General features: G+C 56.8%; 22 protein-coding genes. All 22 read left to right on the forward strand.

All coding sequences use genetic code 11. From position 1 onward, the window contains the following. The first annotated feature begins 71 nt into the window (after window positions 1–71). Window positions 72–206 (forward strand): 50S ribosomal protein L34, encoded by a 135-nt coding sequence (gene rpmH / locus NHU87_RS03715; protein WP_003213577.1) that lies wholly within the window; start codon window positions 72–74, stop codon window positions 204–206. 16 nt (window positions 207–222) lie between these two features. Continuing rightward, on the forward strand, window positions 223–624 hold the full coding sequence (gene rnpA, locus NHU87_RS03720; protein ID WP_038983561.1) for a ribonuclease P protein component: 402 nt from the start codon (window positions 223–225) through the stop codon (window positions 622–624). Further along, entirely contained in the window at window positions 617–862 is a 246-nt protein-coding gene (yidD, locus tag NHU87_RS03725; RefSeq protein ID WP_074872215.1) for a membrane protein insertion efficiency factor YidD, read from the forward strand. The genes rnpA and yidD overlap by 8 nt, the downstream gene beginning before the upstream one ends. A gap of 2 nt (window positions 863–864) precedes the next feature. After that, window positions 865–2,553: a membrane protein insertase YidC gene (gene yidC, locus NHU87_RS03730; RefSeq protein ID WP_253545769.1), complete on the forward strand. Its 1,689-nt coding sequence runs from the start codon at window positions 865–867 to the stop codon at window positions 2,551–2,553. A gap of 79 nt (window positions 2,554–2,632) precedes the next feature. Further along, entirely contained in the window at window positions 2,633–4,003 is a 1,371-nt protein-coding gene (gene mnmE / locus NHU87_RS03735; RefSeq protein ID WP_008073644.1) for a tRNA uridine-5-carboxymethylaminomethyl(34) synthesis GTPase MnmE, read from the forward strand. 552 nt (window positions 4,004–4,555) lie between these two features. After that, window positions 4,556–6,454, forward strand: a complete 1,899-nt coding sequence (mnmG, locus tag NHU87_RS03740; RefSeq protein ID WP_253545771.1) for a tRNA uridine-5-carboxymethylaminomethyl(34) synthesis enzyme MnmG — start codon at window positions 4,556–4,558, stop codon at window positions 6,452–6,454. Further along, window positions 6,451–7,095 carry a 16S rRNA (guanine(527)-N(7))-methyltransferase RsmG gene (gene rsmG / locus NHU87_RS03745; protein ID WP_038980416.1) on the forward strand — a complete coding sequence of 215 codons (645 nt, stop codon included), beginning with the start codon at window positions 6,451–6,453 and terminating at the stop codon, window positions 7,093–7,095. Before mnmG ends, rsmG begins: the two co-directional genes overlap by 4 nt. Window positions 7,096–7,113: 18 nt before the next feature. Next, a complete protein-coding gene (locus NHU87_RS03750; protein ID WP_008007890.1) occupies window positions 7,114–7,911 on the forward strand; it encodes a ParA family protein in 798 nt (265 codons plus the stop codon). 9 nt (window positions 7,912–7,920) lie between these two features. Further along, window positions 7,921–8,793, forward strand: a complete 873-nt coding sequence (locus NHU87_RS03755; protein ID WP_008007888.1) for a ParB/RepB/Spo0J family partition protein — start codon at window positions 7,921–7,923, stop codon at window positions 8,791–8,793. Between the two features lie 148 nt (window positions 8,794–8,941). Beyond that, the gene (locus tag NHU87_RS03760) at window positions 8,942–9,349 is read left to right on the forward strand and encodes a F0F1 ATP synthase subunit I (RefSeq protein ID WP_007903021.1); all 408 of its coding nucleotides are present in this window, start codon (window positions 8,942–8,944) and stop codon (window positions 9,347–9,349) included. A gap of 16 nt (window positions 9,350–9,365) precedes the next feature. Continuing rightward, a complete protein-coding gene (atpB, locus tag NHU87_RS03765; RefSeq protein ID WP_007903023.1) occupies window positions 9,366–10,235 on the forward strand; it encodes a F0F1 ATP synthase subunit A in 870 nt (289 codons plus the stop codon). A 133-nt stretch (window positions 10,236–10,368) separates the two neighbouring features. Further along, window positions 10,369–10,626, forward strand: coding sequence for a F0F1 ATP synthase subunit C (gene atpE / locus NHU87_RS03770; RefSeq protein ID WP_002555987.1), 258 nt, complete (start codon window positions 10,369–10,371; stop codon window positions 10,624–10,626). Between the two features lie 56 nt (window positions 10,627–10,682). Then, entirely contained in the window at window positions 10,683–11,153 is a 471-nt protein-coding gene (locus NHU87_RS03775; protein ID WP_007903028.1) for a F0F1 ATP synthase subunit B, read from the forward strand. Window positions 11,154–11,165: 12 nt separating this feature from the next. Beyond that, complete coding sequence (locus NHU87_RS03780; protein WP_007903030.1) at window positions 11,166–11,702, forward strand: F0F1 ATP synthase subunit delta; 537 nt, start codon at window positions 11,166–11,168, stop codon at window positions 11,700–11,702. Window positions 11,703–11,723: 21 nt separating this feature from the next. Further along, entirely contained in the window at window positions 11,724–13,268 is a 1,545-nt protein-coding gene (gene atpA, locus NHU87_RS03785) for a F0F1 ATP synthase subunit alpha (RefSeq protein WP_253545773.1), read from the forward strand. 50 nt (window positions 13,269–13,318) lie between these two features. Then, window positions 13,319–14,179 carry a F0F1 ATP synthase subunit gamma gene (atpG, locus tag NHU87_RS03790; RefSeq protein WP_095052279.1) on the forward strand — a complete coding sequence of 287 codons (861 nt, stop codon included), beginning with the start codon at window positions 13,319–13,321 and terminating at the stop codon, window positions 14,177–14,179. 27 nt (window positions 14,180–14,206) lie between these two features. Next, on the forward strand, window positions 14,207–15,586 hold the full coding sequence (gene atpD / locus NHU87_RS03795) for a F0F1 ATP synthase subunit beta (protein WP_253545775.1): 1,380 nt from the start codon (window positions 14,207–14,209) through the stop codon (window positions 15,584–15,586). A gap of 45 nt (window positions 15,587–15,631) precedes the next feature. Continuing rightward, window positions 15,632–16,057, forward strand: a complete 426-nt coding sequence (locus tag NHU87_RS03800) for a F0F1 ATP synthase subunit epsilon (RefSeq protein ID WP_237885142.1) — start codon at window positions 15,632–15,634, stop codon at window positions 16,055–16,057. Window positions 16,058–16,174: 117 nt separating this feature from the next. Then, window positions 16,175–17,542: a bifunctional UDP-N-acetylglucosamine diphosphorylase/glucosamine-1-phosphate N-acetyltransferase GlmU gene (gene glmU, locus NHU87_RS03805; RefSeq protein WP_253545777.1), complete on the forward strand. Its 1,368-nt coding sequence runs from the start codon at window positions 16,175–16,177 to the stop codon at window positions 17,540–17,542. 204 nt (window positions 17,543–17,746) lie between these two features. Next, window positions 17,747–18,523 carry a DeoR/GlpR family DNA-binding transcription regulator gene (locus NHU87_RS03810; protein ID WP_253545779.1) on the forward strand — a complete coding sequence of 259 codons (777 nt, stop codon included), beginning with the start codon at window positions 17,747–17,749 and terminating at the stop codon, window positions 18,521–18,523. A 1-nt stretch (window position 18,524) separates the two neighbouring features. Next, on the forward strand, window positions 18,525–20,357 hold the full coding sequence (gene glmS / locus NHU87_RS03815) for a glutamine--fructose-6-phosphate transaminase (isomerizing) (protein ID WP_253545781.1): 1,833 nt from the start codon (window positions 18,525–18,527) through the stop codon (window positions 20,355–20,357). 710 nt (window positions 20,358–21,067) lie between these two features. Further along, the gene (locus NHU87_RS03820) at window positions 21,068–22,129 is read left to right on the forward strand and encodes a Gfo/Idh/MocA family protein (RefSeq protein WP_253545783.1); all 1,062 of its coding nucleotides are present in this window, start codon (window positions 21,068–21,070) and stop codon (window positions 22,127–22,129) included. Window positions 22,130–22,132: the final 3 nt, after the last annotated feature.

Here is a 22,132-nt window from a genome sequence, read left to right on the forward strand (position 1 = left end):
TCTCTAGAATCCCCGGTCTCTTAAAACGGGGGCCATTCCGGCCCGTTGTGGACGAACCAGGTAACACGACAATGAAACGTACTTTCCAACCAAGCACTATCAAACGCGCTCGTACCCACGGTTTCCGTGCTCGCATGGCTACCAAAAACGGTCGTGCCGTCCTGTCGCGTCGTCGCGCCAAAGGTCGTGCGCGTCTGGCAGTTTGATAATCCGGCACTGGAGGTGAGTCAGGACTTCAGTCGGGAAAAGCGTCTGCTTACCCCCCGGCATTTCAAGGCAGTCTTTGACTCCCCTACCGGCAAGGTTCCGGGGAAAAATCTCCTGCTCCTTGCGCGCAACAACGATCTTGATCACCCCCGTCTCGGGCTGGTTATCGGGAAAAAGAGCGTAAAGCTCTCCGTCGAGCGCAATCGCCTCAAACGTCTGATGCGCGAATCGTTTCGCCTGAACCAGGATTTACTGGTCGGTTGGGACATTGTTATCGTCGCGCGCAAAGGTTTGGGTGACGTAGAAAGCCCCGAATTGATTCAGCATTTCGACAAACTCTGGAAACGTCTGGCACGCAGCAAGCCGGTACCAGCAGTCAAAACCGAAACTGTAGGGGTAGACAGTCCCGATGCGTAAACTGGCACTCGTTCCGATCCAGTTTTATCGCTATGCCATCAGTCCCCTGATGGCCAGTCACTGTCGTTTCTACCCCAGTTGTTCCTGCTACGCGTATGAAGCCATAGAAAATCATGGCCTTCTGCGCGGTGGCTGGCTGGCCTTTCGTCGTTTAGGTCGCTGTCATCCGTGGAATCCCGGTGGTTATGACCCGGTTCCATCTATCCCTACCTCCCGTTCTTCTTCGATGGCCGAGTAATCATGGATATCAAACGCACGATCCTGATCGTCGCCCTGGCAATCGTGTCCTACGTTATGGTTCTTAAATGGAACCAGGACTATGGCCAGGCTGCCCTGCCGACTCAGAATGTTGCTTCCAGTACTACCGCACCGGGCCTACCGGATACGGCGACTGGCAATAATGCTTCTGTCAGTGACGACATTCCGCGCGCCCCAAGCGATACCAGTGCAACTGCACCTGCTGAAACACCAGTAGCTGCAAGCAAAGACCTCATCCAGATCAAAACGGATGTGCTCAACCTGGCAATCGATCCACAAGGTGGCGATGTTGCGCAGTTGACGTTGCCGCTGTATCCACGTCGCCAGGATCATCCGGAAATTCCATTCCAGCTGTTTGATAACGGCAACGAGAGGACTTATCTGGCTCAGAGTGGCCTGATCGGCACCAACGGTCCGGACGCAAGTCCTGCCGGTCGTCCGGTTTACTCCTCCGAGAAGAAGATTTATCAACTGGCTGACGGTCAAGACCAATTGGTCGCGGACCTGAAGTTCAGCAAGGACGGCGTCAACTACATCAAGCGTTTCACGCTGAAACGTGGCCTGTATGACGTAACCGTTTCCTACCTGATCGACAACCAGAGCGCTCAGCCCTGGTCTGGTGCAATGTTCGCGCAATTGAAGCGTGACGCCAGCTCCGATCCTTCTTCCAGCACCGCCACCGGCACCGCGACTTACCTGGGCGCCGCCCTGTGGACAAGTAACGAGCCGTACAAGAAAGTGTCGATGAGCGACATGGACAAGGCTCAGCTGAAAGAAACCGTCACCGGTGGTTGGGTTGCCTGGTTGCAGCACTATTTCGTGACTGCATGGATTCCGGTCAAGGGCGAAAACAACATCGTCCAGACCCGTAAAGACAGCAAAGGCAACTACATCATCGGCTACACCGCCCCGGCAATGACTGTCGCGCCAGGTGCAAAAGCCGAAACCAGCGCTGTTCTGTACGCGGGTCCGAAAAGCCAGGCTGTCCTGAAAGAGTTGTCCCCAGGTCTGGAATTGACCGTCGACTACGGCATTCTGTGGTTCATTGCCCAGCCAATCTTCTGGTTGCTGCAACATATCCACGCGCTGGTCGGTAACTGGGGCTGGTCGATCATCTTCCTGACCATGCTGATCAAGGGGATTTTCTTCCCGCTGTCGGCTGCCAGCTACAAATCCATGGCACGCATGCGTGCAGTGGCACCGAAACTGGCTGCGCTGAAAGAGCAACATGGCGACGACCGGCAGAAAATGTCGCAAGCCATGATGGAGCTGTACAAGAAAGAAAAGATCAATCCACTGGGTGGCTGCTTGCCAATCCTGGTGCAGATGCCGGTTTTCCTTTCGCTGTACTGGGTTCTGCTGGAAAGCGTGGAAATGCGCCAAGCGCCATTCATGCTGTGGATTACTGACCTGTCGATCAAGGATCCGTTCTTCATTCTGCCGATCATCATGGGCGTAACCATGTTCATCCAGCAGCAGTTGAACCCGACTCCTCCGGATCCGATGCAGGCGAAGGTCATGAAAATGATGCCAATCATCTTCACCTTCTTCTTCCTGTGGTTCCCGGCAGGTCTGGTGCTGTACTGGGTTGTGAACAACGTGCTGTCCATCGCACAACAGTGGTACATCACGCGTAAGATCGAAGCGGCTACCAAAAAAGCCGAGGCGTAACTTACTCTGTGGATAACCACTCAAAACGCCCCCTAGTGGGGCGTTTTGCTATCTGTCACTTTTGTCTGGATACCGGTTTATGAGCGTTCCTCGTGAAACCATCGCTGCCGTCGCCACCGCTCAAGGTCGCGGCGGAGTGGGCATCGTCCGTATTTCCGGGCCGCTGGCGAGTCTGGCGGCCAAAGCCATCAGCGGTCGCGAACTGAAACCACGGTTTGCCCATTACGGCCCGTTCCTCAGTGCAAACGAAGAGGTGCTGGATGAAGGCATCGCCCTATATTTCCCGGGACCGAATTCGTTCACCGGCGAAGATGTGCTCGAGCTGCAGGGCCACGGCGGGCCAATCGTTCTGGATATGCTGCTCAAGCGTTGCCTGGAACTGGGCTGTCGTCTGGCGCGGCCGGGTGAATTCAGCGAGCGCGCCTTCCTCAACGACAAGCTCGATCTGGCTCAGGCCGAAGCCATTGCCGACTTGATCGAGGCAAGTTCTGCGCAGGCGGCACGAAATGCCCTGCGTTCGTTGCAGGGTGCGTTTTCCCAGCGTGTGCATAACCTCACCGAGCAACTGATAGGCCTGCGCATTTACGTCGAAGCAGCCATCGACTTCCCCGAAGAAGAAATCGACTTCCTCGCCGATGGCCATGTCCTGAGCATGCTCGATAAAGTGCGCGACGAATTATCCACAGTGCTGCGTGAAGCTGGCCAAGGGGCCTTGCTCCGGGACGGTATGACCGTGGTAATCGCGGGCCGGCCGAATGCCGGCAAGTCCAGCCTCCTGAATGCCTTGGCTGGACGGGAAGCGGCGATCGTGACCGAAATTGCCGGCACTACCCGGGACATTCTTCGCGAACATATCCACATTGATGGCATGCCGTTGCACGTGGTCGACACTGCCGGCCTGCGCGATACCGATGATCAGGTGGAAAAAATTGGCGTCGAACGGGCGTTGAAAGCCATCGGTGAGGCCGATCGGGTATTGCTGGTGGTCGATGCCACAGCTCCCGAGGCCCTTGATCCCTTTGCCTTGTGGCCTGAATTCCTCGAAACCCGCCCGGATCCGGCAAAAGTTACGTTGATCCGTAACAAGGCTGACCTGACGGGCGAAGCGATTGCCCTGGAAGTCAGCAACGATGGCCACGTCACTATCAGCCTCAGTGCGAGGTCTGCCGGCGAAGGCCTGGAATTGCTGCGTGAGCACCTCAAGGCCTGCATGGGTTACGAGCAGACCTCCGAAAGCAGCTTCAGTGCTCGCAGGCGTCACCTGGAGGCACTGCGTCACGCGAGTGCGTCCCTCGAGCATGGCCGTGCGCAGCTGACGTTAGCGGGTGCTGGTGAACTGCTCGCCGAAGATTTGCGGCAGGCTCAGCAGTCTTTGGGCGAAATTACCGGCGCATTCAGCTCCGATGATCTGCTGGGAAGGATTTTTTCCAGCTTCTGTATCGGTAAATAGTCCCTTTCGCTGTCCACAGACAGGCCATTAGCGCCTGTCTGTTCTGTCCTTTTCTGAATTTTTTCCCCCAGTGCCGAGCAGATTCTTCGCTTGAGCGGATTTCCCTTGCCCGGGATTTGCTCATTCGACGGCTTTTCTGTGGATTAAGCCCTGTGAATAAGTGCCGCTAAGGGCAGTTGATAACAAGGCCTGAAAACTGGAGATAAACCCCTCTGTGGATAACCACCCCTTTCATCCACAGGCTTACACTGGTTATCCAAGGGCCTCCTTGGCACATGACCACAGGGTTTTGAACCTCTGTACATATTGAATATAAAGGGCTGTATCAATCTATCCACAGAAAGGTGGCTCAGTAGAAATAAACATAAAAACAAAGATTTAATAAATTTCTCTCTTTTTAATTTCTATAACCTCGACTTCTCCACAGCTGGTTAAATTTTGTGCAAAGGGTTCTTTAGGAAGGGCGAAGTCCCTATACTTGCCGACCAGGTCCAAAAACCTGAGCTCAAACTATTTCCGGATTACCTGACTGAAGCAGGCACGAGGTGCGTGGTGGATTTCCCTTCCCGTTTTGAAGTGATCGTCATCGGCGGCGGTCATGCCGGTACCGAGGCAGCACTGGCGTCAGCGCGTATGGGGGCAAAAACCCTGTTGCTGACGCATAACGTGGAAACCCTTGGTGCCATGAGTTGCAACCCCGCCATTGGTGGGATCGGCAAAAGCCATTTGGTTAAGGAAATCGATGCCCTGGGCGGCGCGATGGCCATGGCTACCGATAAAGGTGGTATTCAGTTTCGCGTATTGAACAGCCGCAAAGGCCCAGCCGTGCGTGCAACCCGCGCTCAGGCAGATCGGGTTCTGTACAAGGCCGCTGTCCGCGAAGCCCTGGAAAACCAGCCGAACCTGTGGATATTTCAACAGGCTGCTGACGATCTGATCGTCGAGCAGGAACAAGTGCGCGGTGTTGTTACCCAAATGGGCCTGCGTTTCTTTGCAGATTCCGTGGTGTTGACCACTGGCACTTTCCTCGGCGGACTTATCCACATCGGCATGCAGAATTATTCCGGCGGTCGCGCCGGTGATCCGCCGTCGATTGCGCTGGCTCATCGCCTGCGCGAACTGCCATTGCGGGTCGGTCGCCTGAAAACCGGTACACCGCCGCGCATCGACGGTCGCACTGTGGATTTCTCGGTGATGACCGAGCAGGCAGGGGATACGCCGATTCCTGTGATGTCGTTCATGGGCTCTAAAGAGCAGCATCCGAAACAGGTCAGTTGCTGGATTACCCACACCAATGCCCGCACCCACGAAATCATTGCCGCCAACCTCGACCGTTCGCCGATGTATTCCGATGCTGGGTTGATCGAAGGCATCGGCCCGCGTTATTGCCCATCGATCGAAGACAAGATCCACCGCTTTGCCGACAAGGAAAGCCATCAGGTCTTCATCGAACCCGAGGGTTTGACCACCCACGAGTTGTACCCGAACGGGATATCCACATCCTTGCCGTTCGACGTGCAGCTGCAGATCGTGCAATCGATTCGCGGCATGGAAAACGCGCACATCGTTCGCCCGGGTTACGCCATCGAGTACGACTACTTCGACCCGCGTGACCTGAAGTACAGCCTGGAAACCAAAGTGATCGGCGGTCTGTTCTTCGCCGGGCAAATCAACGGCACCACCGGTTACGAAGAAGCCGGCGCCCAGGGTTTGCTGGCCGGAGCCAACGCCGCACTGCGTGCTCAGGGCAAAGATGCCTGGTGCCCGCGTCGCGACGAGGCGTACATCGGCGTTTTGGTCGACGACCTGATTACCCTGGGTACCCAGGAACCGTATCGGATGTTCACGTCCCGCGCCGAATACCGTTTGATCCTGCGCGAAGACAACGCCGACCTGCGCTTGACCGAAAAAGGTCGCGAATTGGGTCTGGTGGATGACGCGCGTTGGGCTGCGTTCTGCAAGAAACGCGAAAGCATCGATCTGGAAGAGCAACGCCTGAAAAGTACCTGGGTTCGCCCGGGCACCGAGCAGGGCGATGCGATATCCGAGAAATTCGGTACGCCGCTGACCCACGAATACAATTTGCTTAACCTGCTGAGCCGTCCGGAAATCGACTACGCTGGTCTGATCGCGGTGACCGGTGGGGGCGCAGAAGATCCACAGGTCGCCGAACAGGTCGAAATCAAGACCAAATACGCCGGTTACATCGATCGTCAACAGGATGAAATCGCGCGCCTGCGGGCCAGCGAAGACACCAAACTGCCTGTGGATATCGATTACACGAACATCTCCGGTCTCTCGAAAGAGATCCAGAGCAAGCTCGGCGCGACCCGTCCAGAGACCCTGGGCCAGGCGTCGCGTATTCCGGGCGTGACTCCGGCAGCGATTTCGCTGTTGATGATTCATTTGAAAAAACGCGGCGCGGGCCGTCAGTTGGAGCAAAGCGCTTGAGTTCGTTGGTCACCTCGCAACACGCCGAAGAGTTATCCACAGGTGCTCGCCAGCTCGGTGTCAACCTGACGGAAGCCCAGCATGCCCAGCTGCTGGGTTATCTGGCCCTGTTGATAAAATGGAACAAGGCCTACAACCTCACGGCAGTGCGTGATCCGGACGAAATGGTTTCACGGCATTTGCTCGACAGCCTGAGCGTGATGTCCTTCATCGAAAACGGCCGCTGGCTGGATGTGGGCAGTGGCGGCGGCATGCCGGGGATTCCCTTGGCGATCCTGTTTCCCGAGTCGCAAGTGACCTGCCTGGACAGCAACGGCAAGAAAACCCGCTTCCTGACCCAGGTCAAACTCGAACTCAAACTGGATAACCTGCAAGTTATCCACAGTCGCGTCGAAGCCTTCCAGCCTGAACTGCCATTCAACGGGATCATTTCCCGTGCGTTCAGCAGCATGGAGAACTTCAGCAACTGGACTCGCCATTTGGGCGACGCAGAAACACGTTGGCTGGCAATGAAGGGCGTTCATCCTGCTGATGAGCTGGTAGCATTGCCGGCAGACTTCCACCTCGATAGCGAACACGCCCTGGCCGTACCCGGTTGCCAAGGCCAACGCCATCTGCTGATACTGCGCCGCACGGCATGATTGGGAACACAAGCAAGAATGGCTAAGGTATTCGCGATAGCGAACCAAAAGGGTGGTGTGGGCAAGACCACCACCTGCATCAACCTCGCAGCTTCCCTGGTCGCTACCAAGCGTCGGGTGCTGTTGATCGATCTCGATCCACAGGGCAACGCCACCATGGGTAGCGGTGTGGATAAACACGGCCTGGAAAACTCGGTCTACGACCTGCTGATCGGTGAATGCGATCTCGCCCAGGCCATGCACTATTCCGAGCACGGCGGTTATCAATTGCTGCCGGCCAACCGCGACCTGACCGCGGCCGAAGTCGTTCTGCTGGAAATGCAGATGAAGGAAAGTCGTCTGCGCAGTGCGTTGGCGCCGATCCGTGAAAACTACGATTACATTTTGATCGACTGCCCGCCGTCGCTGTCGATGTTGACGCTCAACGCACTGGTTGCCGCCGACGGGGTGATTATCCCCATGCAGTGCGAGTACTTCGCGCTCGAAGGGTTGAGCGACCTTGTGGATAACATCAAGCGCATTGCCGAACTGCTGAACCCGAACCTGAAAGTCGAAGGCCTGTTGCGGACCATGTACGACCCGCGTTTGAGCCTGATGAACGACGTATCGGCGCAGCTCAAGGAACACTTCGGCGATCAGCTCTATGACACCGTGATTCCGCGCAACATCCGTCTGGCCGAAGCGCCAAGCTATGGCATGCCGGCGCTGGCATACGACAAATCATCGCGGGGCGCGATTGCTTACCTGGCATTGGCGGGCGAGATGGTTCGCCGTCAGCGCAAAAACTCACGCATCGCCGCTGCTCAGGCAACTTAAGGAATCCCCATGGCCGTCAAGAAACGAGGTCTCGGACGTGGACTGGATGCACTGCTGAGTGGTCCGACTGTCAGCTCGCTGGAAGAGCAAGCGGTACAGGCCGATCAGCGTGAGCTGCAGCACCTGCCCCTGGACCTGATCCAGCGTGGCAAGTACCAGCCACGTCGGGACATGGATCCTCAAGCACTGGAAGAGCTGGCGCAGTCGATCAAGGCCCAGGGCGTGATGCAGCCGATCGTGGTTCGCCCGATTGGCAGCGGGCGCTTCGAAATCATCGCCGGCGAACGCCGCTGGCGCGCCAGCCAGCAGGCTGGTCAGGAAACCATCCCGGCGATGGTTCGCGATGTGCCGGATGAAACCGCCATCGCCATGGCGCTGATCGAGAACATCCAGCGCGAAGACCTCAATCCGATCGAAGAAGCGGTGGCCTTGCAGCGTTTGCAGCAGGAATTCCAGCTGACTCAGCAACAAGTGGCCGAGGCTGTGGGGAAGTCCCGCGTCACCGTCGCCAACCTGTTGCGTCTGATTGCCCTGCCGGAAGTCATCAAAACCATGCTGTCTCACGGCGACCTGGAAATGGGTCATGCCCGTGCCTTGCTCGGTTTGCCGGAAAATCAACAAGTTGAAGGGGCGCGACACGTTGTCGCACGGGGGCTGACTGTGCGCCAGACTGAAGCACTGGTTCGCCAGTGGTTGAGTGGCAAACCGGAGCCCGTGGAACCGGCAAAACCGGACCCGGATATCGCCCGACTCGAGCAGCGCCTGGCCGAGCGCCTAGGCTCTGCGGTGCAGATCCGCCACGGAAAGAAGGGTAAGGGGCAGCTGGTGATTGGCTATAACTCTCTTGATGAGCTTCAAGGTGTACTCGCACACATCCGCTGAAACAATTCCTCATGTAGCGTGAAGTCGGAAATCACTACCTGACAGTTGAATAGGGGCAGAACCGCCCCTATACTCTGCGCGCATTTTGTCGGCACAAATTATGCCAGGTTATTGAATTCCGGCAGCCGACCATTGGGGAGCAAAAGAGATGGAAAACCGCACGCCAGACCGCTTGCCGTTCCATCGCCTGGCAGTTTTTCCGGTGTTAATGGCTCAATTTGTCGTTTTGCTGATCGCCGCTTTGGCGCTCTGGCAATGGCATGGAGTCGTTGCCGGGTACTCAGGACTCTGCGGAGGCCTGATAGCCTTGCTTCCCAATATTTATTTCGCTCACAGGGCATTTCGGTTTTCCGGCGCCCGAGCAGCTCAAGCCATTGTCCGGTCTTTTTATGCCGGCGAGGCGGGCAAACTGATTTTGACGGCAGTGCTGTTTGCATTGACGTTCGCAGGTGTGAAGCCATTGGCGCCGCTGGCAGTATTCGGCGTCTTCGTGCTGACCCAACTGGTTAGCTGGTTCGCTCCCCTGCTAATGAGAACAAGACTTTCGAGACCTTAGGGCGTTTGAGGCAACCATGGCAGAGACAACCGCTTCGGGCTATATCCAGCACCACTTGCAGAACCTGACCTTCGGTCAGCACCCAACTGGCGGGTGGGGTTTTGCCCACACCGCAGCAGAAGCCAAAGAAATGGGCTTCTGGGCTTTCCACGTCGATACTCTCGGCTGGTCGGTCGCGTTGGGTCTGATTTTCGTTCTTCTTTTCCGCATGGCGGCAAAGAAGGCGACTTCCGGTCAGCCTGGTGCTTTGCAGAACTTCGTTGAAGTATTGGTCGAATTCGTCGATGGCAGCGTGAAAGACAGCTTCCATGGCCGTAGCCCGGTGATTGCACCGTTGGCGCTGACCATCTTCGTCTGGGTCTTCCTGATGAACGCCGTCGACCTGATTCCGGTTGACTGGATTCCTCAAGTGGCCATGTTGATCTCCGGCGATCCGCACATTCCATTCCGCGCCGTATCGACCACTGACCCTAACGCTACCCTGGGCATGGCCCTGTCGGTATTCGCGTTGATCATTTTCTACAGCATCAAGGTCAAGGGCATCGGCGGCTTCATCGGCGAACTGACCCTGCACCCGTTCGGCAGCAAGAACATCTTCGTTCAAGCCCTGCTGATTCCGGTGAACTTCCTGCTTGAGTTCGTGACACTGATTGCCAAGCCAATCTCGTTGGCACTGCGTCTGTTCGGCAACATGTATGCCGGCGAACTGGTCTTCATTCTGATTGCTGTGATGTTCGGCAGCGGTCTGCTCTGGCTTAGCGGCCTGGGCGTAGTTCTGCAGTGGGCGTGGGCTGTGTTCCACATCCTGATCATCACCCTGCAGGCGTTTATCTTCATGATGCTGACCATCGTCTACCTGTCGATGGCGCACGAAGAGAACCATTAAGACCAGTCTCGACTGGTCTGATGTCCCGCCCGGTAACACGGGTGGGGGCCCGAACAGGGCTATGAAACGATTTGTTTTACCGCTTTAAAATCTAAAAAACCTAAACCATACGACGTAAAAGTCGGGAGGAAAGATGGAAACTGTAGTTGGTCTAACCGCTATCGCTGTTGCACTGTTGATCGGCCTGGGCGCACTGGGTACCGCAATTGGTTTCGGCCTGTTGGGCGGCAAGTTCCTGGAAGGCGCAGCGCGTCAGCCAGAAATGGTTCCAATGCTGCAAGTTAAAATGTTCATCGTTGCCGGTCTGCTCGACGCCGTGACCATGATCGGTGTTGGTATCGCTCTGTTCTTCACCTTCGCGAACCCATTCGTTGGTCAACTCGCTGGCTAATCACTCGAATCGTCGAGTGATTAGTGTGTTGTGCAACGAACGAGCGAGGTGTTGGCGTGAACATTAATGCAACCCTGATTGGCCAGTCCGTTGCGTTCTTAATCTTTGTACTTTTTTGCATGAAGTTCGTATGGCCTCCGGTCATCGCGGCTTTGCACGAACGTCAGAAGAAGATCGCGGATGGACTGGACGCTGCCGCCCGAGCAGCTCGCGACCTGGAGTTGGCCCAAGATAAAGCGGGTCAACAACTGCGCGAAGCGAAAGCTCAGGCAGCTGAAATCATTGAGCAAGCCAAGAAACGCGGTAACCAGATCGTTGAAGAGGCTGTTGAAAAAGCCCGTATCGACGCTGACCGTGTGAAGGTTCAGGCTCAGGCCGAGATCGAGCAGGAACTGAACAGTGTCAAAGACGCGCTGCGTGCCCAACTGGGTGCACTGGCTGTCGGCGGCGCCGAGAAGATCCTGGGTGCCACAATCGATCAAAACGCGCACGCGGAGCTGGTAAACAAACTGGCTGCTGAAATTTAAGCGAGGGCGATCATGGCAGAATTGACCACGTTGGCCCGACCTTACGCTAAGGCAGCCTTCGAGCACGCCCAGGCCCACCAGCAACTGGCCTCTTGGTCAGCCATGCTCGGCCTGGCTGCAGCAGTGTCGCAAGACGACACCATGCAGCGCGTGCTCAAGGCCCCGCGACTGACGAGCGCAAACAAGGCCGCCACGTTTATTGACGTGTGCGGCGACAAGTTTGATGCCAAGGCACAGAACTTCATTAACGTCGTTGCCGAAAACGACCGTCTCCCGCTTTTGCCGGAGATATCCGCTCTGTTCGACCTGTACAAGGCTGAACAAGAGAAGTCGGTAGACGTTGAAGTGACCAGTGCTTTTGCATTGAACCAAGAACAGCAAGACAAACTCGCCAAGGTTCTCAGTGCACGACTCAACCGGGAAGTGCGCCTGCAAGTCGAGGAAGACAAATCCCTGATTGGGGGCATTGTCATCCGCGCCGGCGACCTGGTTATCGATGGCTCGGTTCGCGGCAAACTCGCGAACCTTGCCGAAGCATTGAAATCTTGAGTTTGAAGGGGCAGCAGAGCAATGCAGCAACTCAATCCTTCCGAAATAAGTGAAATTATCAAGGGCCGCATCGACAAGCTCGATGTGACCTCCCAAGCCCGTAACGAAGGCACTGTCGTCAGCGTATCTGACGGTATCGTGCGGATTCACGGTCTGGCCGACGTAATGTACGGCGAGATGATCGAGTTTCCGGGCGGCGTCTTCGGTATGGCTCTCAACCTGGAGCAAGACTCCGTAGGTGCCGTTGTATTGGGCGCATACCAGTCTCTGGCTGAAGGCATGAGCGCCAAGTGCACTGGCCGCATCCTCGAAGTTCCGGTGGGTAAGGAACTGCTGGGTCGCGTAGTCGACGCACTGGGTAACCCTGTTGACGGTAAAGGTCCACTGGGCAACACCGAGACCGACGCGGTCGAGAAAGTTGCTCCAGGCGTGATCTGGCGTAAGTCGGTAGACCAGCCTGTACAGACTGGCTACAAGGCTGTCGATGCCATGATCCCTGTCGGCCGTGGCCAGCGCGAGCTGATCATCGGTGACCGTCAGATCGGTAAAACCGCTCTGGCGATCGACGCGATCATCAACCAGAAAAACAGCGGCATTTTCTGCGTCTACGTAGCGATCGGTCAGAAGCAATCGACCATCGCCAACGTGGTTCGCAAGCTGGAAGAAAACGGCGCTCTGGCCAACACGATCATCGTGGCTGCCAGTGCTTCGGAATCTCCTGCGCTGCAATTCCTGGCACCGTACTCCGGTTGCACCATGGGTGAATTCTTCCGCGACCGCGGTGAAGACGCGCTGATCGTTTATGACGATCTGTCCAAGCAAGCAGTGGCTTACCGCCAGATTTCCCTGCTGCTGCGCCGTCCACCAGGCCGTGAAGCTTACCCAGGCGACGTGTTCTATCTCCACTCCCGTCTGCTGGAGCGCGCATCCCGCGTTTCGGAAGAATACGTAGAGAAGTTCACCAACGGCGCAGTGACCGGCAAAACCGGTTCCCTGACCGCACTGCCGATCATCGAAACCCAGGCTGGCGACGTTTCCGCGTTCGTTCCGACCAACGTGATTTCCATCACCGACGGTCAGATCTTCCTGGAATCGGCCATGTTCAACTCCGGGATCCGTCCTGCTGTGAACGCCGGTGTTTCGGTATCCCGTGTGGGTGGTGCCGCTCAGACCAAGATCATCAAGAAGCTGTCCGGTGGTATCCGTACCGCTCTGGCTCAGTACCGTGAACTGGCGGCATTCGCCCAGTTCGCTTCTGACCTGGACGAAGCGACCCGTAAGCAACTTGAGCATGGTCAGCGCGTTACCGAGCTGATGAAGCAGAAGCAATACGCACCAATGTCGATCGCTGACATGGCGCTGTCGCTGTATGCCGCTGAGCGTGGGTTCCTGACTGACGTCGAAATCGCCAAGATCGGCAGCTTTGAACAAGCGCTGATTGCTTTCTTCAACCGCGATCACGCCGATTTGATGGCGAAGATCAACGTGAAGGGTGACTTCAATGACGAAATCGACGCTGGCCTGAAAGCCGGTATCGAGAAGTTCAAGGCCACCCAAACCTGGTAAGCCGCAGCGGGAGCCGCAAGGCTCCCGCTTGCTAACCTGATAGGTGTTACATGGCAGGCGCAAAAGAGATTCGCAGTAAGATTGCGAGCATCAAAAGCACGCAAAAGATTACCAGCGCCATGGAAAAAGTGGCGGTCAGTAAAATGCGCAAGGCACAAATGCGCATGGCTGCTAGCCGTCCTTACGCGGAGCGCATCCGCCAGGTTATTGGCCATCTGGCCAACGCCAACCCGGAATATCGCCACCCGTTCATGATCGACCGTGAAATCAAGCGCGTCGGTTACGTCGTGGTGAGCAGTGACCGTGGTCTGTGTGGTGGCTTGAACACCAACCTGTTCAAGGCCCTGGTCAAGGACATGGCGGTAAACCGCGAAAACGGCGTCGAGATCGATCTGTGTGTTGTTGGTAGCAAGGGTGCGGCTTTCTTCCGCAACTTCGGCGGTAACGTCGTTGCAGCTATCAGCCACCTGGGTGAAGAGCCGTCGATCAATGACTTGATCGGCAGCGTCAAGGTGATGCTGGATGCCTACCTGGACGGCCGTATTGACCGCCTGTCCGTGGTGTCCAACAAGTTCATCAACACCATGACGCAACAGCCTACCGTGGAGCAGTTGATTCCACTGGTGGCAACCCCGGATCAAGAACTCAAGCACCACTGGGATTATCTGTACGAACCGGACGCCAAAGAGCTGCTTGACGGCTTGATGGTCCGTTACGTGGAGTCGCAGGTCTACCAGGCGGTGGTCGAGAACAACGCGGCTGAACAAGCTGCGCGGATGATCGCGATGAAGAACGCTACCGACAACGCCGGTGATTTGATCAGCGATTTGCAGCTGGTCTACAACAAGGCGCGTCAGGCTGCGATCACCCAAGAGATCTCGGAAATCGTCGGCGGCGCTGCCGCGGTTTAACGGTTCAAATATTCAGAGGATCCAGCTATGAGTAGCGGACGTATCGTTCAAATCATCGGCGCCGTTATCGACGTGGAATTTCCACGCGACAGCGTACCGAGCATCTACAACGCGCTGAAAGTAGTGAGCGCGGCCGAAACCACCCTGGAAGTTCAGCAGCAGCTGGGCGACGGCGTGGTTCGTACCATTGCGATGGGTTCCACCGAGGGCTTGAAGCGCGGTCTGGAAGTCACTGACTCCGGCGCAGCCATCTCCGTACCAGTCGGTAAAGCGACCCTGGGCCGGATCATGGACGTTCTGGGTAACCCGATCGACGAAGCTGGCCCGATCGACACCGAAGAGCGCTGGGGCATTCACCGTCCTGCGCCAACCTTCGCTGAACAAGCGGGCGGCAACGACCTGCTGGAAACCGGCATCAAGGTTATCGACCTGGTTTGCCCGTTCGCCAAGGGTGGTAAAGTCGGTCTGTTCGGTGGTGCCGGTGTAGGCAAAACCGTAAACATGATGGAACTGATCCGTAACATCGCCATCGAGCACAGCGGTTATTCCGTGTTCGCCGGTGTGGGTGAGCGTACTCGTGAGGGTAACGACTTCTACCACGAGATGAAGGATTCCAACGTTCTGGACAAAGTGGCACTGGTTTACGGTCAGATGAACGAGCCGCCGGGTAACCGTCTGCGCGTAGCACTGACCGGCCTGACCATGGCCGAGAAGTTCCGTGACGAAGGTAACGACGTTCTGCTGTTCGTCGACAACATCTATCGTTACACCCTGGCCGGTACTGAAGTATCCGCTCTGCTGGGCCGTATGCCTTCTGCAGTAGGTTACCAGCCGACCCTGGCTGAAGAGATGGGCGTTCTGCAAGAACGTATCACTTCGACCAAGGAAGGTTCGATCACTTCGATCCAGGCGGTATACGTACCGGCGGATGACTTGACTGACCCGTCGCCAGCGACCACCTTCGCCCACTTGGACGCCACCGTCGTTCTGTCCCGTGACATCGCCTCCCTGGGTATCTACCCGGCGGTCGATCCACTCGACTCGACTTCGCGCCAGCTGGACCCGAACGTGATCGGCCAGGACCACTACGACACCGCTCGCGGCGTACAGTACGTTCTGCAGCGTTACAAAGAACTGAAGGACATCATTGCGATCCTGGGTATGGACGAGCTGTCGGAAGCCGACAAGCAGTTGGTAAACCGTGCTCGTAAGATCCAGCGCTTCTTGTCGCAGCCGTTCTTCGTGGCTGAAGTCTTCACCGGTGCCTCGGGTAAATACGTTTCCCTGAAAGACACCATTGCTGGCTTCAAAGGCATCCTCAACGGTGACTACGACCACCTGCCAGAACAAGCGTTCTACATGGTCGGCGGCATCGAAGAAGCGATCGAGAAAGCCAAGAAACTGTAATCCCGGCGCCCGGCAACGGGCGCTAATTTAGGTTGAGGCAATCAGATGGCTATGACAGTCCATTGCGATATCGTCAGCGCGGAAGGGGAAATCTTTTCCGGTCTGGTCGAGATGGTGATTGCGCACGGTGCACTGGGTGATCTTGGTATCGCTCTGGGTCACGCGCCGTTGATCACTAATCTCAAGCCGGGCCCGATCCGCCTGGTCAAGCAGGGCGGGGAAGAGGAGGTGTATTACATCTCCGGCGGTTTCCTCGAGGTTCAGCCGAACATGGTCAAGGTTCTTGCCGACACCGTGCAACGCGCTGCCGACCTGGATGAAGCCTCCGCTCAGGAAGCCGTCAAGGCTGCCGAGAAGGCTCTGCACGACAGAGGCGGCGAGTTCGACTACGGTGCTGCTGCCGCACGTCTGGCCGAGGCTGCAGCTCAGCTGCGCACCGTCCAGCAAATCCGCAAGAAGTTCGGCCACTAATCGGCCATCGACTTATTGTGTGATTGATTAAAAAGGGTAGCCTCGGCTACCCTTTTTTCTTTTCTGACTTTTATCACCCGGTCGCAGCCGCTGACCCCCCAGGATTAGTAGCCTGTCATGTCTCTTGAAATCGTTATCCTCGCTGCCGGCCAAGGCACGCGCATGCGTTCGGCCTTGCCGAAAGTTCTGCACCCGGTTGCCGGTAACTCAATGCTTGGTCATGTTATCCACACGGCCCGGCAACTTGATCCACAACGCATTCATGTAGTGATCGGCCATGGTGCCGAAGTGGTGCGCGAGCGTCTGGGCGCCGATGACCTGAATTTCGTCCTGCAGGACCAACAGCTGGGTACCGGACATGCGGTGGCCCAGGCTGTACCGTTCATCAAGTCCGACACCGTGCTGATTCTGTACGGTGACGTACCGTTGATCGAAGTCGAAACCCTGCAACGTCTGCTCAAGCTGGCTGAACCGCAGCAACTGGGCCTGTTGACTGTCGAGCTGGATGACCCGACGGGTTACGGCCGCATCGTGCGCGATGCCGCCGGCAAGGTTACCGCCATCGTCGAGCATAAAGACACCAACGACCTCGAGCGTGCGATCACTGAAGGCAATACCGGCATTCTGGCGCTACCTTTCGAGCGCCTGGGCGATTGGATGAGTCGTCTCTCCAATAACAATTCCCAAGGCGAGTATTACCTGACCGACGTGATCGCCATGGCAGTCAGCGATGGTCTGGTAGTGGCCACTGAACACCCCCATGACACCATGGAAGTGCAGGGCGCCAACGATCGCAAGCAACTGGCCGAGCTTGAGCGTCACTATCAGTTGCGCACGGCTCGTCATTTGATGGCTCAAGGCGTGACCCTGCGCGACCCGGCGCGTTTCGATGTGCGTGGTGAGGTTACCGTCGGTCGGGATGTACTGATCGACATCAACGTGATCCTCGAAGGCAAAGTCGTCATCGAGGACGACGTGGTAATCGGCCCGAACTGCGTGATCAAGGACAGCACTCTGCGCAAAGGCGTGGTGATCAAGGCCAACAGCCATATCGAAGGCGCAATACTCGGTGAAGGCAGCGATGCTGGCCCGTTCGCTCGTTTGCGTCCCGGCACCGTGCTGGAAGCTCGCGCGCATGTGGGTAACTTCGTTGAACTGAAGAACGCTCATCTGGGCGAAGGCGCCAAGGCCGGTCATTTGACGTATCTGGGCGACGCCGAGATCGGTGCGCGCACCAACATCGGCGCGGGCACTATTACCTGCAACTATGACGGCGCCAACAAGTGGAAAACCGTGCTGGGCGAAGATGTATTCATCGGTTCCAACAACTCGTTGGTGGCGCCTGTGGATATCTCGGCGGGTGCGACCACGGCGGCCGGTTCGACCATTACCCAGAATGTGGATAAGACTCAGTTGGCTGTGGGTCGGGCTCGGCAGAAGAACATCGATGGCTGGAAACGGCCGGAGAAGATCAAGAAGAGCTGAGTTATCCACAGCGCATGACGTGGTGCTCATGAGATCGCTTTCGCGGGCAAGCCTCGTTCCTACGGACGGTGAAATTCCGTAGGAGCGAGGCTTGCCCGCGAAGCTTTTTATCCACAGATCATTTTTATCGCGTCCCGCTTGACGAAGTTTCGCTAATAGGTTTTGATTGCTTACGTTATCTTTCGAATCGAAACTTACCAAGCCATGTCAAAGCGCAACACACCCCAACGCCGTCACAACATCCTCGCCCTGCTCAATGAGCAGGGGGAAGTCAGTGTGGATGAGCTGGCCAAGCGCTTCGAAACCTCGGAAGTTACGATTCGCAAGGACCTGGCAGCGCTTGAAAGCAACGGCCTGTTGCTGCGTCGTTATGGCGGGGCGGTCACCATGCCTCAAGAACTGGTCGCCGACCTCGGCCAACCGGTTTCCAAATACAAGCAGGCCATTGCCCGCGCCGCCGTCACGCGGATCCGCGAGCATGCGCGAATCATCATCGACAGCGGCAGCACCACCGCCGCGATGATTCCGGAACTCGGCCAACAACCGGGTCTGGTGGTGATGACCAACTCCCTGTATGTCGCCAACGCTTTGAGTGAACTCGAGCACGAGCCGGTGCTATTGATGACCGGGGGAACGTGGGACCCGCATTCCGAGTCCTTCCAGGGTCAGGTGGCCGAGCAAGTACTACGCTCATATGACTTTGATCAGTTATTTATCGGTGCCGATGGCATCGATCTGGTGCGCGGGACCACTACCTTCAATGAATTGCTGGGCTTGAGCCGTGTCATGGCCGAGGTTGCCCGCGAAGTGATCGTGATGGTCGAGGCCGACAAGATCGGCCGCAAAATTCCCAATCTGGAGCTGCCATGGAGCAGCGTCCATACCCTCATTACCGATGATCGCCTGCCACTGGAGGCACGCGATCTGATTCAGGCCCGCGGCATTAATTTGATTTGCGCCGCCGTCAGTCAGGAGAACTAGCATGTGTGGAATTGTCGGTGCAGTCGCAGAACGTAACGTTACCGCCATCCTGCTCGAAGGCCTCAAGCGCCTGGAATACCGCGGCTATGACAGCGCCGGTGTGGCGGTGTACACCAACGACGAAAAACTCTTGCGCACGCGTCGTCCGGGCAAGGTCAGCGAACTGGAACAGGCGCTGATCGAAGAGCCTCTGGTCGGCCGTCTGGGCATTGCCCATACCCGCTGGGCGACCCACGGCGCGCCGTGTGAACGCAATGCTCACCCGCATTTTTCCGGTGATCTGGCGGTGGTGCACAACGGCATCATCGAAAACCATGAAGCCCTGCGTGAGCAACTCAAGGCGTTGGGCCACATTTTCACGTCGGACACTGACACTGAAGTCATCGCGCATTTGCTGCACGAAAAACTCAAGCTGCAACCCGACCTGACGGTAGCCCTGAAAGCGACCGTGCAAGAGCTGCACGGTGCTTACGGCCTGGCGGTGATCAGCGCCCTTCAACCAGATCGCCTGGTGGCGGCCCGCAGTGGCAGCCCACTGGTGATCGGTCTGGGCATGGGTGAAAACTTCTTGGCCTCCGATCAGTTGGCGCTGCGTCAGGTGACCGACCGTTTCATGTACCTGGAAGAAGGTGATATCGCCGAAATTCGCCGCGACAGCGTGCAGATCTGGGACATCGATGGCGCGCTCGTCGAGCGTGAAAGCGTTCAGTACCGCGACGGTGCCGAAGCGGCTGACAAGGGCGAATTCCGCCATTACATGCTCAAGGAAATTCACGAGCAACCGGTCGTGGTACAGCGCACTCTCGAAGGTCGTCTGAGCCATAACCAGGTGCTGGTCGAGGCATTCGGCCCAGGAGCTGCCGAGCTGTTCGCCAAGGTGCGCAATGTACAGATCGTCGCCTGCGGCACCAGCTATCACGCCGGCATGGTTGCCCGTTACTGGCTCGAAGAACTGGCCGGCATTCCGTGTCAGGTCGAAGTCGCCAGCGAATTCCGCTACCGCAAAGTAGTGGTGCAGCCCGACACCCTGTTCGTGAGCATCTCCCAGTCAGGTGAAACTGCCGACACATTGGCCGCCCTGCGCAATGCCAAAGAGCTGGGTTTCCTTTCCAGCCTGGCGATTTGCAACGTCGGCATTAGTTCTCTGGTGCGTGAATCAGACCTGACGCTGCTGACCCAGGCCGGTCGTGAAATCGGCGTGGCCTCGACCAAAGCCTTCACCACTCAGCTGGTTGGCCTGCTGTTGCTGACCCTGTCTCTGGGTCAGGTTCGCGGTACGTTGGCCGAAGGCGTCGAAGCCACACTGGTCGAAGAACTGCGTCGCCTGCCGACCCGTTTGGGCGAAGCCCTGGCAATGGACAGCACCGTGGAGAAAATCGCCGAGCTGTTCGCCGAGAAGAACCACACGCTTTTCCTCGGTCGCGGTGCGCAATTCCCGGTGGCGATGGAAGGAGCCCTCAAGCTCAAGGAAATCTCCTACATCCACGCGGAAGCCTACCCGGCGGGCGAACTAAAACATGGCCCGTTGGCGCTTGTGGATAACGACATGCCGGTGGTCACCGTGGCGCCGAACAACGAGTTGCTGGAGAAGCTGAAGTCCAACCTCCAGGAAGTCCGCGCCCGGGGCGGTGAACTGATCGTCTTCGCTGACGAGCAGGCTGGCATGACCAATGGCGAAGGCACTCATGTCGTTCAGATGCCGCACATCCACGACATCCTGTCGCCGATTCTCTACACCATTCCGCTGCAGCTGCTCTCGTACTACGTCGCTGTATTGAAAGGTACTGACGTTGACCAGCCGCGTAACTTGGCGAAGTCGGTGACGGTAGAGTAAGGCCGCAGCGACTGCTCCTGATGAGGCCCCGCAAGTCATGACGACTTCCGGGGCCTTGTGCATTCTGAACCTTCAGAATCTATAGGCTGGTATTCATCAGATCTATATAAATACTTGGTCTAGCAGATTAATTGGCGGTGTTACCAATCGTGGTCTAAACCTAAAGCCATATTGAAAAGCTTGCTATCAATATGGCGTCGCAGGGGACTCGCGGAGTTCGAGTACCTGCGTCTCAGGGAAGAAAATGATGTTCAAGGATGATTTCGCTCATGCATGATTATTTGCAAGAAAGTCGCTTTTCCATTGCTGATGGAACCTGCGGCCGGCTCATGAAGGCTTTTGCTCGATGGGCAACAAATCCGGACCCAGACACCTCGCTGAAGGCCCGATCCAGGGATCCCCTCCATCACCGCTTCGGCGGCGTAACACCGGCTTCCGCCGACAGTCAGGCTACCCGATGGCATGCCTGTTCCACGCGGCAATCGTCAAGGCACACGGCTTTGGCAACCTCAGGTAACAGCCCCGATAGACCGCGCGATGATGATCATCGTCATTGCGAGCTATCGATCTAAAAGAAGCACCTGCAAGGGTTCAAAACGAACGCTGGATTCTTTTGGCTTACTGGAAAATAAAGCCAGTCGGAATCCGTGTACACGTTCGTCCAACATTTCTACGTACGCAGCACCCACTTTTCCAGGATGGAGATGGTAATGACAGTACTCAGAGTTGGCATCGTTGGTCTCGGCAATCAGATGCAAGAAAATTTGCTGCCGACCCTATTGCAAATGCCGGACATTCGGATTGTCGCCGTATGTGACAGCGACCTTACCCGAGCCGCGCAAATCCACCGCTTTATCTCGGATGTCGTTATTACCGACGATTTCGACCATATGCTCGATACAGGCACGCTCGACGCCGTCGTCATGGCTTGTCCACCCCAGGCGCATCGAGATCTTTCGCTCAAGGCCATGGCCAAGGGCGTCCATGTGTTTGTCGAAAAACCACCGTGCTTCACCCTGGCTGAGCTGGAAAACCTGATTGAGGTCAGCCGTCAGACCAATGTGATCACTGGCGTGGGCATGAACTTCAAGTTTGCCAAGCCGATGCGTCAGTTGCGCGATATCACCCGCACCGAACAGTTCGGCAAAGTCGTACACATCCAACTCAACCATTACGCCAGCAAACCCACGGCACCACTCTGGGGCCTGGATTCGACACTGCGTTCCTTCCTGCTGGCTCAAGCGATCCATACGATCGACTTGGGGGTGACATTCGGCGGCGGTGAGCTGCGTGACATCGAATCACGGGTTCAACGGCATGACGACTCACTGTTGGTGAGCCTGGAATTGCAATTCTCGACCGGTGCCACGGTGAGTCTGTTGAGCGGCACGATGTTCCCGTATTTCGAGTTCGACATGAAGATCGTCAGCTCCAAATCGATGATGGTCGAGTTGAACAACCTGTGGAATATCACCATGCACGAGCCGGAGCATGGCACCAGTGCAACCGGCACTGCCAAGCGCTGGCGCGGGGCCTGGCAGCCTGGTCCGCTGGACTCCGGGTATGAACGCAGCGGCTATTTCGGTGAGTTGGAGAAGTTCTTCGACGCCGTGCGCAATCACGCACCGTACGAGGCCAATTTCGAAAGCCTGCTGCCGACCTTCAAAGTGATCGAGCAAATCTGCTACGCCGATAGCCAACGTGATATCGCGCCGGTGCTTCCCCTGCGCGCTGACCATTTCGCGAAATCCAAAGCCCAAGTCGGAGCCTGATTC

It is taken from the genome of Pseudomonas mandelii (assembly GCF_024138395.1).
GTDB lineage: Bacteria > Pseudomonadota > Gammaproteobacteria > Pseudomonadales > Pseudomonadaceae > Aquipseudomonas > Aquipseudomonas mandelii_E.

What these genes read in the sequence shown, in the direction of transcription:
- NHU87_RS03800 (WP_237885142.1), top strand. Translation starts at nt 15,632, where the DNA reads ATGGCTATGACAGTCCATTGCGATATCGTCAGCGCGGAAGGGGAAATC.
- NHU87_RS03750 (WP_008007890.1), top strand. Translation starts at nt 7,114, where the DNA reads ATGGCTAAGGTATTCGCGATAGCGAACCAAAAGGGTGGTGTGGGCAAG.
- glmU (WP_253545777.1), top strand. Translation starts at nt 16,175, where the DNA reads ATGTCTCTTGAAATCGTTATCCTCGCTGCCGGCCAAGGCACGCGCATG.
- atpA (WP_253545773.1), top strand. Translation starts at nt 11,724, where the DNA reads ATGCAGCAACTCAATCCTTCCGAAATAAGTGAAATTATCAAGGGCCGC.
- NHU87_RS03780 (WP_007903030.1), top strand. Translation starts at nt 11,166, where the DNA reads ATGGCAGAATTGACCACGTTGGCCCGACCTTACGCTAAGGCAGCCTTC.
- NHU87_RS03810 (WP_253545779.1), top strand. Translation starts at nt 17,747, where the DNA reads ATGTCAAAGCGCAACACACCCCAACGCCGTCACAACATCCTCGCCCTG.
- NHU87_RS03760 (WP_007903021.1), top strand. Translation starts at nt 8,942, where the DNA reads ATGGAAAACCGCACGCCAGACCGCTTGCCGTTCCATCGCCTGGCAGTT.
- atpB (WP_007903023.1), top strand. Translation starts at nt 9,366, where the DNA reads ATGGCAGAGACAACCGCTTCGGGCTATATCCAGCACCACTTGCAGAAC.
- NHU87_RS03820 (WP_253545783.1), top strand. Translation starts at nt 21,068, where the DNA reads ATGACAGTACTCAGAGTTGGCATCGTTGGTCTCGGCAATCAGATGCAA.
- atpD (WP_253545775.1), top strand. Translation starts at nt 14,207, where the DNA reads ATGAGTAGCGGACGTATCGTTCAAATCATCGGCGCCGTTATCGACGTG.
- atpE (WP_002555987.1), top strand. Translation starts at nt 10,369, where the DNA reads ATGGAAACTGTAGTTGGTCTAACCGCTATCGCTGTTGCACTGTTGATC.
- NHU87_RS03755 (WP_008007888.1), top strand. Translation starts at nt 7,921, where the DNA reads ATGGCCGTCAAGAAACGAGGTCTCGGACGTGGACTGGATGCACTGCTG.
- yidC (WP_253545769.1), top strand. Translation starts at nt 865, where the DNA reads ATGGATATCAAACGCACGATCCTGATCGTCGCCCTGGCAATCGTGTCC.
- atpG (WP_095052279.1), top strand. Translation starts at nt 13,319, where the DNA reads ATGGCAGGCGCAAAAGAGATTCGCAGTAAGATTGCGAGCATCAAAAGC.
- mnmE (WP_008073644.1), top strand. Translation starts at nt 2,633, where the DNA reads ATGAGCGTTCCTCGTGAAACCATCGCTGCCGTCGCCACCGCTCAAGGT.
- rpmH (WP_003213577.1), top strand. Translation starts at nt 72, where the DNA reads ATGAAACGTACTTTCCAACCAAGCACTATCAAACGCGCTCGTACCCAC.
- glmS (WP_253545781.1), top strand. Translation starts at nt 18,525, where the DNA reads ATGTGTGGAATTGTCGGTGCAGTCGCAGAACGTAACGTTACCGCCATC.
- yidD (WP_074872215.1), top strand. Translation starts at nt 617, where the DNA reads ATGCGTAAACTGGCACTCGTTCCGATCCAGTTTTATCGCTATGCCATC.